The sequence below is a fragment of the Geobacillus sp. FSL K6-3411 genome (assembly GCF_037965715.1).
GTDB classification, from domain to species: domain Bacteria; phylum Bacillota; class Bacilli; order Bacillales; family Anoxybacillaceae; genus Geobacillus; species Geobacillus thermodenitrificans.
Genome location: NZ_CP150187.1, coordinates 210,253 through 223,589, shown reverse-complemented (window position 1 = coordinate 223,589; position 13,337 = coordinate 210,253). Strand labels below are relative to the sequence as shown.

At 50.8% G+C, this 13,337-nt stretch carries 11 protein-coding genes; 5 read left to right on the top strand and 6 right to left on the bottom strand.

Annotated elements, in window-relative coordinates; translation table 11 throughout:
- Positions 1–32: 32 nt before the first annotated feature.
- Positions 33–740: a DsbA family oxidoreductase gene (locus NSQ22_RS01190; protein ID WP_081157215.1), complete on the bottom strand. Its 708-nt coding sequence runs from the start codon at positions 738–740 to the stop codon at positions 33–35.
- A gap of 154 nt (positions 741–894) precedes the next feature.
- On the opposite strand from NSQ22_RS01190, the gene NSQ22_RS01185 reads away from it, so the two are divergent.
- Positions 895–1,299, top strand: a complete 405-nt coding sequence (locus NSQ22_RS01185; protein WP_008881501.1) for a DoxX family protein — start codon at positions 895–897, stop codon at positions 1,297–1,299.
- 437 nt (positions 1,300–1,736) lie between these two features.
- Here NSQ22_RS01185 and NSQ22_RS01180 read toward each other — a convergent pair whose 3' ends face one another.
- Together NSQ22_RS01180 and NSQ22_RS01175 are read right to left on the bottom strand one after the other, a co-directional pair.
- A complete protein-coding gene (locus NSQ22_RS01180) occupies positions 1,737–2,897 on the bottom strand; it encodes an acyl-CoA dehydrogenase family protein (RefSeq protein ID WP_011886655.1) in 1,161 nt (386 codons plus the stop codon).
- Entirely contained in the window at positions 2,869–4,938 is a 2,070-nt protein-coding gene (locus tag NSQ22_RS01175; RefSeq protein WP_029761567.1) for a sigma-54-dependent Fis family transcriptional regulator, read from the bottom strand. Before NSQ22_RS01175 ends, NSQ22_RS01180 begins: the two co-directional genes overlap by 29 nt.
- Before the next feature lie 536 nt (positions 4,939–5,474).
- Here NSQ22_RS01175 and NSQ22_RS01170 point away from each other — a divergent pair.
- The 4 genes from NSQ22_RS01170 (at position 5,475) to NSQ22_RS01155 (ending at position 9,263) form a co-directional block, all read left to right on the top strand.
- Entirely contained in the window at positions 5,475–6,275 is an 801-nt protein-coding gene (locus NSQ22_RS01170; protein WP_008881504.1) for an ABC transporter ATP-binding protein, read from the top strand.
- The gene (locus NSQ22_RS01165; protein ID WP_008881505.1) at positions 6,272–7,198 is read left to right on the top strand and encodes an iron-hydroxamate ABC transporter substrate-binding protein; all 927 of its coding nucleotides are present in this window, start codon (positions 6,272–6,274) and stop codon (positions 7,196–7,198) included. The genes NSQ22_RS01170 and NSQ22_RS01165 overlap by 4 nt, the downstream gene beginning before the upstream one ends.
- Positions 7,199–7,269: 71 nt before the next feature.
- On the top strand, positions 7,270–8,277 hold the full coding sequence (locus NSQ22_RS01160) for an iron ABC transporter permease (RefSeq protein WP_011886651.1): 1,008 nt from the start codon (positions 7,270–7,272) through the stop codon (positions 8,275–8,277).
- A complete protein-coding gene (locus tag NSQ22_RS01155) occupies positions 8,274–9,263 on the top strand; it encodes an iron ABC transporter permease (protein WP_008881507.1) in 990 nt (329 codons plus the stop codon). Before NSQ22_RS01160 ends, NSQ22_RS01155 begins: the two co-directional genes overlap by 4 nt.
- 290 nt (positions 9,264–9,553) lie before the next feature.
- On the opposite strand, the gene NSQ22_RS01150 is transcribed toward NSQ22_RS01155, so the two are convergent.
- The 3 genes from NSQ22_RS01150 to pruA form a co-directional block, all read right to left on the bottom strand.
- Entirely contained in the window at positions 9,554–10,162 is a 609-nt protein-coding gene (locus NSQ22_RS01150; protein ID WP_008881508.1) for a DedA family protein, read from the bottom strand.
- Positions 10,163–10,451: 289 nt separating this feature from the next.
- Positions 10,452–11,669: an ornithine--oxo-acid transaminase gene (locus NSQ22_RS01145; protein ID WP_008881509.1), complete on the bottom strand. Its 1,218-nt coding sequence runs from the start codon at positions 11,667–11,669 to the stop codon at positions 10,452–10,454.
- A gap of 59 nt (positions 11,670–11,728) precedes the next feature.
- Positions 11,729–13,276: an L-glutamate gamma-semialdehyde dehydrogenase gene (gene pruA / locus NSQ22_RS01140; protein ID WP_008881510.1), complete on the bottom strand. Its 1,548-nt coding sequence runs from the start codon at positions 13,274–13,276 to the stop codon at positions 11,729–11,731.
- Positions 13,277–13,337 lie beyond the last annotated feature (61 nt).

Sequence of the window (13,337 nt, the reverse complement as noted above, 5' to 3'; positions counted from 1 at the left end):
CTAGCCGGTTTTTCGTTTGCTTGACAAACGGGTTAGTCGAGCGAGCAGTTTCCGTCCGTGCATGCCCCGCCTTCGTCAGCGAGCGGCTGCAAAGATGAAGCTTTTTGTTCCTCTTCCCATACTTTCTCTAGCGCTTGACGAAACACTTCGATCGGTTGAGCGCCGGAAATCGCATATTTACGGTTAAGGACGAAAAACGGCACACCGCGGACACCGAGCTGGGCCGCTTCTGCCTCGTCTTCCCGCACTTGCTCCGTGTAGCGGTCGCCATCAAGCACCGCTTCCGTCTCGCTTCGATCAAGCCCAGCCGCTTCGGCGATATCAAGGAGCACATCTCGGTCGCTAATGTGCTTCGATTCGGTGAAATACGCAAAAAACAGCCGTTCGACAACGTCCTGGAGCTTCCCTTTTTCCTTGGCGTATTGCGCCAGACGGTGGGCGTCAAACGTATTCGTCGGCTTCATCGTCTCGAAGCGAAACGTCAAACCAACTGCTTCCGCTTGTCTGCCAATATCGGCGTTCGCCCGCTTCGCTTCCTCCACCGTAATCCCGTATTTTTGCGCAATGATTTCATGGATGGTTAACGGCGTCTCTTTTGGCGCATTCGGGTCAAGCTCAAAGCTGCGGAATACGACCGTAACGTCTTTTCGATGCGGAAACTGTTCAAGCGCCTGTTCTAAACGGCGCTTGCCGATATAGCAAAACGGACAGACAAAGTCAGACCAAATTTCGATGTTCATATCCATCCTCCTCGTTCCGGCCTATGTTCACACAAGGAGCCGTGTTCCATTCCATTGTAGCCGATTGGCTTCCAAATCGCGAATGAGAGGAATTCGTATAAGAAACAAGACATATCATGTACTACCATGACAATTGGACGAGGAGGGCTCGGCAATGTCTCGCCTTCACGAACTGGGGGTTTTCCTATTGCGGATTGTCACCGGCTTTATTTTTTTCGTTCACGGGTGGATGAAATGGCATCAAGGGCTTGAGGAAACAGCAGCATCATTTCTCGCGATGGGCCTTCCCGCCGCCCTTGCCTACATCGTGACCATTGTGGAGCTCGCCGGCGGCTGGGCGATGATGCTTGGACTTGGTACGCGCCTGATGGCAGCAGCGTTTGCCGTCATCATGATCGGGGCGATCATCACCGTCAAAGCAGACGCCGGCTTGCTTGGCAACGGACAGGAGACGGGCTATGAATTCAATCTCGCCTTGCTCGCCATGTCTATCCATTTATGGCTAAGCGGCAGCCGGCTTTGGTCACTCGATTCACTCGTGCGCCGTTTGCGCGAATGATCACCGGCCCCTAGCAGGCTATGTAGCAACAGCCCGTGTGCCCGTTGCAAAGGAAGGTTCAGGCACCATGTATGTCTCCTCTAGAACTATTGTTCTGTCACGACTTCTCTCCATCCCAAGGGCAACAAAAACGATTTTCGGCAACATCCCTTTCTTTACATGGCGGACAACACCTCATCCGCTCACCCGAATCCCTTCAGTTGGCATGAGGAGCTAACCAGGGCGGAAGCAACCACCGGAACAGTTCCCGCAACCTGTTCTTCCGTGATCGGGTAGTCGGCAAAATCAGCCGGCCGCCCGATGTCATTGGACAATCGGTGAATGCGATTGATGGCTTTGACAAGCAACACATTTATACCTGGACCGTAATCACGAATGCAACGATTTCATCCAATACCTTCACCTTTGGCAAATACAAATGCACACAGTGTTTTCATTTACACCCGCACTTTTCCGTATTCTTTCCGCAGTTCGTTCGCAATAATGTTGCGTTGAATTTCCGAGGTGCCTTCATAAATTTTTGTAATGCGGGCATCACGGAAGTAGCGTTCGATTGGATAGTCTTTCATATAGCCGAGGCCACCGTGAATTTGCACGGCCATATCGGCGATTTTGTTGTACACTTCTGAACCGAATAGTTTTGCGATGGCTGCTTCTTTGACGACACGCATCTTTTGGTCAACCATCCAGGCAACGCGATAGACCGTCGAGCGCAGCACTTCAATTAACATGCTCATTTCCGCCAGCATATGTTGAATCGCCTGTTGCTCGATGATCGGCTTGCCGAACTGTTCACGCTGCTCGGCGTATTCCATGCAATATTCGAGCAGGCGGATGCATGAACCGAGGTTGCGGGCGGCAAGACCGGCGCGACCGTTCGCTAAAATTTTCAAAGCGTTGATATAGCCCTCTCCTTCTTTTCCAAGCACGTTTTCGACCGGCACTTCCAAGTTGTCAAAAAACAACTCAGCCGAATGTGACCCACGCAGCCCCATTTTGCGTTCAACATTGCCGATCGTAAACCCTGGAAAATCCTTTTCCACGATAAACGAAGTGATGCCTTTCGGACCTTTCGACGGATCAGTGACGGCCATCACCGTGAACACGTGGGCGTCAACGGCGTTTGTAATATAATGTTTCGAGCCATTAATAATGTAGCGGTCGCCTTTGCGGACGGCGGTCGTTTTCAAGGCAGCAGCGTTTGAGCCGGCGCTCGGTTCAGTGAGAGCAAAAGCACCAATCCATTCCCCTGTCGCCATTTTCGGCAAGTAGCGCTGCTTTTGTTCCTCCGTGCCAAGCTCGACGATACCGACGGTGCCGATGCCAGTATGGGCGCCAATTAACGTCGTATAGCCATTATGCGTTTTGCCGAGCTCTTCGTAAATGGCGCATTTGCCGACCATCGACAAGCCGAGGCCGCCGTACTCTTCCGGAATACTTAAACCGAACAAGCCCATTTCTTTCGATTTTTCGATAATATCTTCTGGAATGTGGTCGTTTTCCTCAATATCCATCGCCACCGGTTCAACAACTTCTCTGACAAACTTGCGCACGTTTTCTTTCAAAAATTCAATCTCGGCTGGTAACGTAAACTCCATCGTCTTCTCCTCCCAATGATTTGATTTTGTACTTTTGTGCCTTGCGCACGAGCGTGGACGCATCAACACCTAAAAGCTTTGCTGCTTGTCGATACGTTCTTGCTTTGTTGAGCGCCTTGATCATGAGCTGTCGCTCGACTTCGGCCACCGCCTGTTTGAGCGGGATGATTTCCCCTATCGCCACCGGGCTTATGGTCGGCGACGGCTCAAGGTGGAGCCATTTCGCTACTTGATCCTCATCAACGATAGATGAGGTGGCAGTCACAAACATGCGCTCCACAGCATTGACAAGTTCGCGGACGTTGCCGGGCCAGTGGTAATCCATCATCGCCTCGAGCGCACCGTCTGTGAATACAAGTGGTTTCTGATATTTTTCAGCAAACCGTTTTCGATAATGGTCGACCAAGAGCGGGATGTCTTCCTTCCGGTCGCGCAACGGTGGAATGACAATCGGCATGACGTTCAACCGGTAAAACAAGTCGGCGCGAAACCGCCCAGCGGTGACAAGTTCCTCAAGCGGCTTGTTCGTGGCAGCGATGACGCGCACATCAATTTGTTTCGGCGCCTCTGCCCCGAGACGAACGATTTCCATCGACTGCAACACACGAAGGAGCTTTACTTGTAAGTGAAGCGGGATTTCGCTAATTTCATCAAGAAAGATTGTCCCGCCGTCCGCCTGTTCAAAGTAGCCCTTTTTCCCTTTTTTCGCTGCACCGGTAAACGCCCCCGCTTCATAGCCGAACAGTTCGGACTCCATCAACGTTTCTGGGATCGCCCCGCAGTTCACTTTCACAAACGGACGGTTGCTGCGAGCACTTTGCCTCCAGATGAAGTTCGCCAGCTCTTCCTTTCCGGTACCCGACTCCCCGGTCAGAAGCACCGTTACATCGACCGCTGCTGCCTGCTTGGCAATGTTGACCATATGCGCCATCGCTGGGGCGCGGTAAATGAGGCCATCCTCCTTCTGGCTTAGCGTATGGAGCAACCGCTTCGTCTCCTCAAGTTCAACACGCAGCTGTTCCATTTCAGTCATATCTTTAACATAGAGGACGAGCCGCTCCGCCTGGCCTTCCTTCTCGATGATCGGCACCGCGGAAACGATCAACGTGTTACCGGTTTCCGCCCCTTGATGAAGCATCGAACACGATTGGCAGCTGTCAAACGCCTGGCGCACGACCCGCTCAAGTGGGGCAGGAACACGTTGATGTTCCATACTCGGGAATAAAGCAGCCCATTTTTCGTTTTGCCGGACGATCCCCCCGTGGCGATCGATAATGGCGATGCCATCGCTAGCTGCATCCATCACCGTTTGCAACTCATTGACGATTTGTTTAACCGTCTCAAGTTCATGGGAGATAAACTCGATCTCGGAAATATCTTGGAACACGCCGACCGCTCCAACCACCTGACCTTCATCAATAATAGGGGAACGGTTCGTAATATAGATGCGCTTGCCGACGCGATATTTTTCCGTATGTCCCTCCCCCGTGCGCACGACGTCAAGTAAGCCGGACGGGATGACGACATCGGTTAAAAACCGGCCAATGGCCTCTTCCTTCGTCGTTCGTGCCATTTTTTCGGCTGGCGGGTTGATCGATGTAATCCGCCCTTCGGCATCGATCGATATAATACCGTTATGGGCAGCGTTGAAAATAGCATCCATATGTTTTAAGCGGAGCTGCACCGCTTTTGCATACGCCTCCAAATATTGTCCTTTCGTCAACACGCCAACAAGGCGGCCGTTTTCATCAACAACCGGACGGAGCGAACCATCGCCAAACTTGATGTTTTCGATACAGTCATGGATGGAAAGAGGCGGCAACGACGGATGCATCACTTCACGTACGGTCGTTTTCCCTTGCATGAGGCCAAACAACACGTCGTTGGCCGTCAACACTCCGGAGATTTCCCCTTCGCGGCGAAATACGACCGTTCCCTCAATCCTACGCTCAGCCAACATGCGAGCTGTTTGTTCAAGGAAATCGTTTTCAAAAATAACCGTTGTCGTTCTCGTCATTATGTCTTTCACTCTCATCGCCATCCCCGCCCTTCTTATTTTCTATTTAAGCAATTTCTATGCCAAAACAATTTGTTATGAATATTCAAAAAAGACAAACCTCTACCATTCATCTTACTCGCTGTTTTGTTGCAAAACAACAACAACTCGTTGCAAAAATACAACAAACAGGCAAAGCGTGTTGCGATTCCTCCATCCCCCTTCGTTCATCTGTTGCATTTTCGCAACAGAGCGTATAAGTAGACGGTTTACCATGTATAAGTGCCGTTCCGTCCGATCGCTGCTCGAGGGGAAGCCAAAAAGCCTTTTGTACTTCGTACAGCATCGGAAAAGATGGTAAAATATGCTCTTCCTCCAATGGTTCCCTGCTTTCTCCGTCTATTTCGCTCTATACCTATGTAAATTCCCCCTTCTTCAAACGACGTAAGCCACTGTTTTTATGAAAATTCACGGTTTATTCACAAAAATCTATTGTCTTTTTTAAGGAATCCGTTATAATGAAGTTTGGGAATAATATTGATATTGATTCTCATTTTCCTAGTCCAAAAGGAGGTGTCCGTATGGTTCGCCTGTACGCCGAGGAGTTGACCGTCCGCTACGATGACCGGACAATTTTTGAACACTTATCTGTTCGCATTCCCGACCGGCAAATCACCGCCATTATCGGACCGAACGGATGTGGCAAATCGACACTGCTCAAGACGCTAACGCGTATCATTTCTCCGCAGTCTGGCACAATCATTTTGGATGGCAAACATATTTCACAACAACATACGAAAGAACTGGCGAAAAAAATGGCCATTTTGCCACAGACACCGGAAGCGATAAGCGGGTTAACGGTCGCTGAGCTCGTATCGTACGGCCGCTTTCCTTATCAAAGAGGATTTGGCCGCCTAACAAAAAAAGATTATGAAGCGATCGATTGGGCGCTTCATGTGACGAAAACAGCCGATTTGAGACATCGGCCGGTTGACGCTCTCTCCGGCGGACAGCGGCAGCGCGTCTGGATCGCTATGGCGCTCGCTCAAGAGACGGACATTATCTTTTTGGATGAACCGACGACGTATTTGGATATTGCCCATCAGCTCGAAGTGCTCGAGTTGCTTGAACGACTGAACAAAGAAGAAGGGCGGACGATCGTCATGGTGCTCCATGACATTAACCAAGCGGCGCGGTTTGCTGATTATGTGATCGCCATGAAGTCGGGCACGATCGTCAAAGCCGGTCCGAGCGAAGACGTCATTTGCCGTGATGTGCTTCGCGATGTGTTTGGCATTGATGCTGACATCGGCCTCGACCCTCGGACGAACAAGCCGGTTTGTTTTACGTATCATTTGCTGAAAGGAGTTTATTCATCATGAGGAAAGCATGGCTGTCATTGTTGCTTCTTTTTACGCTCCTGTTAAGCGCCTGCGGCAATGCGGCGGACGACAACAAGAAAAATAACGCTTCACCGGAGGAGAAAAAGCCAGAAACGATTACGTATCAGTCGGAAAACGGGGAAGTAGAAGTACCGGCTGATCCGAAACGGGTCGTCGTCTTATCAACGTTTGCCGGGCATGTACTTGCCTTAGACGTTCCGATCGTCGGTGTCGATTCATGGTCGAAAATGAATCCGCTCTTTGAAGAAAAACTGAAAGACGCGGAAGTCGTGACAGACGAAGACATTGAAAAAATTATGGCGTTAAAACCGGACTTAATTATCGGATTATCCAATACGAAAAACGTCGACAAATTAAGCAAAATCGCTCCGACCGTCACCTTTACATACGGAAAGGTCGATTATTTAACACAGTTTTTAGAAATTGGTAAACTGTTAAATAAAGAAAAAGAAGCGAAAGCGTGGATTGACGACTTCAAACAACGGGCACAACAAGCTGGGGAAGAAATCCGGGCAAAAATTGGTGAAAACGCAACCGTCACCGTAGCCGAAAACTTTGATAAGCAGCTGTATGTGTTCGGCAATAACTGGGCGCGCGGCACGGAAATTTTGTATCAAGAAATGAAGCTGAAAATGCCAAAAGCCGTGGAAGAACAAGCGCTCAAACCGGGCTATTACGCTGTTTCCCTTGAAGCATTGCCGCAGTTTGTCGGCGATTATCTCATCTTAAGTAAAAACGGCGACAACGACACATCGTTTATGGAAACGAATACGTTTAAAAACATCCCTGCTGTGAAAAACGGTCATATGTTTGTCGCTGATGCTAAAGCGTTTTATTTCAACGACCCAATTACGTTAGACTACCAGCTCGATTTCTTTAAAAAGCATTTTTTAGGCCAATAATAATGATGAGACGGGGCGTTCACAAATAGTGAATGTCCCGTCCTTTCTTGTGAAAAAGGGGGAAACCGCCGATGGAAGCAAACCGCCGGCTATGGCCGTTTCGTTATACGTTTCTCTTCTCTCTTGTCCTGCTGATGGCCATCTGGTTCGGATCCATGGCCATCGGCGTCGCTGATACAACATGGAGTGACGTATGGCGCGCACTCTTTTCCGATGAACAAGGCAAACAACTTGACTTGATTCGCGAGCTCCGTCTGCCGCGTGAAACGGCGGCTGCGATCGTTGGTGCGGGACTCGCGGTGGCCGGAGCGATCATGCAAGGAATGACGCGCAATCCGCTTGCCGATCCAGGGCTGCTTGGTCTCACTGCTGGAGCGAACACGGCATTGGCGATGACGATGGCCTTTTTTCCTTCTGCTCATTATCTCATCATCACGGTCGCCTGTTTGCTTGGGGCGGCCGCCGGAGCGGGGATGGTCTTTGGCATCGGCGCTGCCCGCAAAGGCGGTTTCTCACCGTTGCGCATCGTCTTAGCTGGCTCAGCTGTCTCAGCACTTTTATTCGCGGCAGCTGAAGGAATCAGCCTTTATTTTCATATCTCGAAAGATGTCTCCATGTGGACGTCAGGCGGGGTGGCCGGAACTTCATGGAAACAATTGTCGATCATCATTCCGCTCATTGTGATCGGGCTCACCATTGCCGTGTTGTATTCGCGGCAACTGACGATCCTTAGTTTAAGTGAAGACGTCGCCGTTGGCGTCGGACAAAAAACAACCGCCGTCAAAGTGTGGCTGTTTGTGGCCGTATTTTTCTTAACAGGAGCGTCCGTTGCCATTGCCGGCAACATCACCTTTATCGGTTTGATGATTCCTCATCTCGTACGGAGGATCGCCGGCGCAGATTATCGGTTTGTCATCCCGTTGTCGGCCACAGTCGGCGCGATAGCCATGGTGCTCGCCGATACGGCGGCCCGCACGATTCACGCCCCGTTTGAAACACCTGTGGCAGCCATCGTTGCTGTGATCGGTTTGCCGTTTTTCCTGTTTGTCGTGCGGAAAAAAGGGAGGGGCTTTGAATGAGAATGCGCATCACGATCGTATTGGTGCTGCTTTTCCTGCTCATTACTGCAACAGTTGCCATCGCGTTAGGTACTGGAGAAGCGCCACTCTCATATGGCCGCATTATTCCAACGTTATTTGGCTACGGTTCGATGCAAGAAGAGTTTATTTTATTTTCTCTCCGTCTGCCGCGCATCGTGATTACGTTGCTCGCCGGGATGGCGCTCGCCTTATCAGGAGCGATGTTGCAAGGCATCACACGAAATGAGCTGGCCGATCCAGGTATATTAGGCATCAACGCCGGAGCTGGCGCCGGCGTCGCTTTATTCTTTTTATTTTTCCCGATTGAAGCAGGAACATTTCTTTACGCCTTGCCGCTCGTCGCCTTAGTCGGAGCGCTGTTGACGGCAGCGGCCATTTACGCCGTTTCCTACAATAAAACAACCGGGCTGCAACCGGTATCGTTCGTGCTCACTGGGGTCGGGTTTTCCATGGCGCTCTCCGGGCTCATGATCGTTCTCATTTCCGCCGCTGATCGGACAAAAGTTGATTTTATTGCTAGATGGCTTTCCGGAAACATTTGGGGCGATGATTGGCCGTTCATTTTCGCCATGCTGCCGTGGCTTGTCATCGGTGCATTCATCGGCCTTTACCGGTCGAAACGGTTAAACCTTTTGCATTTAGGTGATCCGGTGGCCATTGGTGTCGGCGTCCATGTTCGCCGCGAGCGGCTCGTACTGATGGCAACAGCAGTCGCTGTCGCCGCAGCTGCCGTCGCTGTAACTGGAGGCATCTCCTTTATCGGATTGATGGCGCCGCATATCGCCAAAATGATCGTCGGGCCTCGTCATGAGCGATCCATTCCGACCTCGATGCTCATCGGTGGCTGGCTGTTGCTCACGGCTGACACGATTGGGCGCAATGCCCTTGCCGAACCGCTCCCAGCAGGAGTCGTTGTGTCATTAATCGGTGCACCGTACTTCATTTATTTATTATTGAAACGTTAATCCTTTTGACGGACATGGTGAACCAAAGATTGCGGCGAAGCTCGTTTAATTGCCTTCATCTTTGTCTCGACTCCTGTTTCCTTTGAAGCAGGAGCTTCCTTTTCTATATTGTTGAACGCTCACGCTTAGAGATCCAGGATACCAACTAAACCACCCTCGTGTGTTCTACTGCTCAGACCGCTCATGAACAAAGCAAACGAAACTGGAAGAACAAAAAGGCTACCTCCAAGGCTAAAAAAGCAACCTTGAGGGTAGCCCTTTCTGGAAAGAAACCCCTTAAGATATCGGAACTAAGAAGCCCGACGCCGTTTCCAAAAGCGGACAGCTGCAACCAAAATAATTATAGCAATAATGACATACACCACTTCGGCGTACATCCCAATCACTTCAGATACTTTTTCCCACGATTGGCCGAGCGCCGCCCCGATCGAGATTAAAAGCGTATTCCAAATGAGTGTTCCCAACACCGACAGCCAGACAAACAGCCATATATTCATTTTCGACATGCCAGCGGGAATCGAAATCAAACTGCGCACCAATGGAATCATACGACCAAGGAATACCGCCCACACTCCGTAGCGCTGAAATGTCCGGTTCGCCTTGGCGATATCTTCTGGCTTCACTCTCAGCCATCCGCCCCAGCGGTCGACGATCCGCTCGAGCCGCTCGACCGACAACAACCGACCGATACCATACAGCACGATCGCCCCGACGACCGACCCGGCAGTGGCTGCTGCGATGACGCCAGGGATGGTCAATGTTGTGTATGTCGTCATAAATCCGCCAAACGGCAAAATGACTTCCGATGGAATGGGCGGAAATATATTTTCAAGTGCGATCATGAAAAAGATGCCGATATAGCCGAACTGTTCCATAAACTCAGTAATCCACGCCTGCACGTTTCCTTCCTCCAGTCACTCGTCCTTCGTTTCTGTATGATTTGTATGCCTCATGAGCACAGTCCTTTCCTTATCTTAACAGAAAATGGGCAATTACCGCAAAGCAAAAAACACGGCTAATACCGATTTCTTTCCGAACAGGAAATGAAGGCAACTGTCCCTTGTCTAACCATCTACACAGCCGGAGCAACGGGATGTTTGCAACAAGAAAAGGTGTCCCATCGAAAAATAGGACACCTTTTTGAATTCACAGTATATACGTATCAACCGTTACTCTATTTTCTGATCCTCATTGCTTCTGGCTGGCGGCCGGTTGAGACAATACCTTCTCGATTCGCTCAAGCGCCCAATCAAGCTCTTCTTTTGTAATGATAAGCGGCGGCGCGAAACGAATGACTGTTTCATGCGTCTCCTTGCAAAGCAGCCCTTGTTCTTTCAACATTTCGCAATACGGACGCGCCGGGCCGTGCAGTTCGACGCCGATAAACAAGCCGCGACCTCGAATTTCCTTAATGTCTTTATTTTGGATTTGTTGCAATTTCGCTAAGAAATACTCGCCCAACTCAAGCGAACGAGCCGGTAAGTTTTCTTCTTCAATGACGTCAAGCGCTGCGATCGATACCGCACAAGCGAGTGGATTACCGCCAAACGTCGAGCCGTGCGAGCCCGGTTCAAACACCGACAAAATATCGCGATTGGCAACAACGCATGAAATCGGGAACACACCGCCACCTAATGCTTTTCCTAAAATATACATATCAGGCACAACCGCTTCCCAATCGCAGGCAAACAGCTTCCCAGTTCGGCCGAGCCCGGTTTGAATTTCATCAGCGATGAATAAGACATTGTTCGCCTTGCACACGTCATATGCGGCCTTTAAAAACCCTTGCGGCGGGATGCGGATGCCCGCTTCACCTTGGATCGGCTCGACGAGAAATGCCGCTGTATTTGGTGTAATCGCTGCCTTTAGTGCTTCGATATCGCCGTAAGGAATGATTTTAATCCCTGGCAGTAACGGGCCAAACCCGCGTTTGTAAGCCGCTTCGGACGACAACGATACCGCAGCGAGCGTCCGTCCGTGGAAGTTGCCTTCGCAAACGATGATTTCCGCCTGATTGTCTGCAACACCTTTCACATCGTATGCCCATCGGCGCGCTGCCTTCAGTGCCGTTTCCACCGCTTCTGCACCAGTGTTCATCGGCAACACCATCTCTTTACCCGTCAGACGGCACACTTTTTCGTACCACGGGCCGAGCTGGTCGTTATGAAAAGCGCGCGACGTCAAGGTCACCCGATCAGCTTGCTTTTTCAATGCCTCAATGATCTTCGGATGACGATGACCTTGGTTCACTGCTGAATACGCGCTTAACATATCCATATAACGATTGCCTTCCGGATCTTTGACCCATACCCCTTCTGCTTCGGAAACGACGATCGGTAGCGGATGATAGTTGTGCGCCCCATACCGCTCCGTCTGTTCAATAAGCTGTTCAGATTTCGTCGCCATCACAATCCCCCTTTTTATTTCTCCCTCATCGAAAAAGGGTGGCCGTGGCCACCCCGGCATTAAAACATTTCCGATACGGTTTTCGCTTGCATGTGGAGAATTAAATAGTCCGGGCCGCCGGCTTTGGAGTCCGTCCCCGACATGTTGAAACCGCCAAACGGCTGATAACCGACAATCGCCCCTGTGCAGCCGCGGTTGAAGTACAAGTTGCCGACATGGAACTCATGACGTGCTTTTTCAAGATTCGCACGGTTGCGCGAAATAACAGCGCCCGTCAGGCCATATTGCGTGTTGTTCGCGATCTCAAGCGCATGGTCAAAGTCGCGCGCTTTCGCAAACGCCACGACTGGCCCGAAAATTTCCTCCTGCATAATGCGCGCATTTGGATCGACATCCGCAAATACCGTTGGTTGGATGAAGAATCCTTTCGAGTCGTCTCCTTCCCCACCGGTCATGAGACGGCCTTCTTGTTTGCCGATTTCAATATATTCCATAATTTTGTTGTATGCTCCTTGGTCGATAACCGGTCCCATAAACGTTGCTTGCTCTGCTGGATCGCCGACATTGAGTTGTTTTGTCAGCTCGACGACGCGATTGAGCACTTGGTCGTAGACGTCCTCGACGATGATCGCACGCGAGCATGCCGAACATTTTTGACCCGAGAAGCCAAACGCCGATGCGACGATCGATTGCGCTGCCAATTCCAGATCAGCTTCTTTATCAACGACGATGGCGTCTTTGCCGCCCATTTCTGCGATGACGCGTTTCAGCCAAATTTGTCCTGGCTGTACTTTCGCTGCGCGCTCGTAAATGCGGATGCCGACATCCCGCGATCCGGTGAAACTGATAAATCGTGTGCGCGGATGCTCAACCAAATAGTCGCCAACCTCCGCACCGCTGCCCGGGATGTAATTCAGCACACCAGCCGGAAGACCAGCTTCCTCGAGCACTTCCGCGAACTTATACGCCACGACCGGTGTTGCACTTGCCGGTTTCAGGAGTACCGTATTGCCCGTAACCAGCGCAGCGACTGTCGTCCCCGCCATAATGGCGAACGGGAAGTTCCACGGCGAAATGACGACTCCGACCCCAAGTGGAATGTAGAAAAACCGGTTCGTTTCCCCTGGACGGCTTTCAACCGGAATGCCGTCTTTCAACTTCAACATTTGCCGTCCGTAATATTCCATAAAATCGATCGCTTCGGCCGTATCAGCATCCGCCTCGCGCCACGGCTTCCCAGCTTCTTTCACCAACCAAGCGGAAAATTCATGCTTGCGTCGACGTACGATGGCCGCTGCGCGGAACAAAATATCCGCCCGCGCTTCCGGACTCGTCCGACTCCATGTGCGGAACGCTTCATCAGCGGTTTTCATCGCCCGTTCGGCGAGCTCTTTGTTCGCTTTTGCCACCCGGCCGATTACTTCCGCTTTGTTCGCCGGGTTGACCGAGGTGATCTTATCTTCAGTCATCACCCGCTCGCCGCCGATGATAAGCGGATATTCACGGCCAAGCTCTGCTTCGACTTTTTCGAGCGCTGCCAAAAATGCTTGTCGGTTCGCATCCACGGTAAAATCAGTAAACGGTTCATGTTTATACGGCTGCACCATTTCGTCGTCCTCCTTTTCACGAGCAAAAAAATTTTTCGCAATAAAACGGTTTCATAGTTAT

Excerpts from the sequence above, each read along its gene's own strand:
- NSQ22_RS01180 (WP_011886655.1), bottom strand. The coding sequence starts at position 2,897 with ATGGAGTTTACGTTACCAGCCGAGATTGAATTTTTGAAAGAAAACGTG.
- NSQ22_RS01145 (WP_008881509.1), bottom strand. The coding sequence starts at position 11,669 with ATGGCGACGAAATCTGAACAGCTTATTGAACAGACGGAGCGGTATGGG.
- pruA (WP_008881510.1), bottom strand. The coding sequence starts at position 13,276 with ATGGTGCAGCCGTATAAACATGAACCGTTTACTGATTTTACCGTGGAT.
- NSQ22_RS01190 (WP_081157215.1), bottom strand. The coding sequence starts at position 740 with ATGAACATCGAAATTTGGTCTGACTTTGTCTGTCCGTTTTGCTATATC.
- NSQ22_RS01185 (WP_008881501.1), top strand. The coding sequence starts at position 895 with ATGTCTCGCCTTCACGAACTGGGGGTTTTCCTATTGCGGATTGTCACC.
- NSQ22_RS01155 (WP_008881507.1), top strand. The coding sequence starts at position 8,274 with ATGAGAATGCGCATCACGATCGTATTGGTGCTGCTTTTCCTGCTCATT.
- NSQ22_RS01170 (WP_008881504.1), top strand. The coding sequence starts at position 5,475 with ATGGTTCGCCTGTACGCCGAGGAGTTGACCGTCCGCTACGATGACCGG.
- NSQ22_RS01165 (WP_008881505.1), top strand. The coding sequence starts at position 6,272 with ATGAGGAAAGCATGGCTGTCATTGTTGCTTCTTTTTACGCTCCTGTTA.
- NSQ22_RS01160 (WP_011886651.1), top strand. The coding sequence starts at position 7,270 with ATGGAAGCAAACCGCCGGCTATGGCCGTTTCGTTATACGTTTCTCTTC.
- NSQ22_RS01175 (WP_029761567.1), bottom strand. The coding sequence starts at position 4,938 with ATGGCGATGAGAGTGAAAGACATAATGACGAGAACGACAACGGTTATT.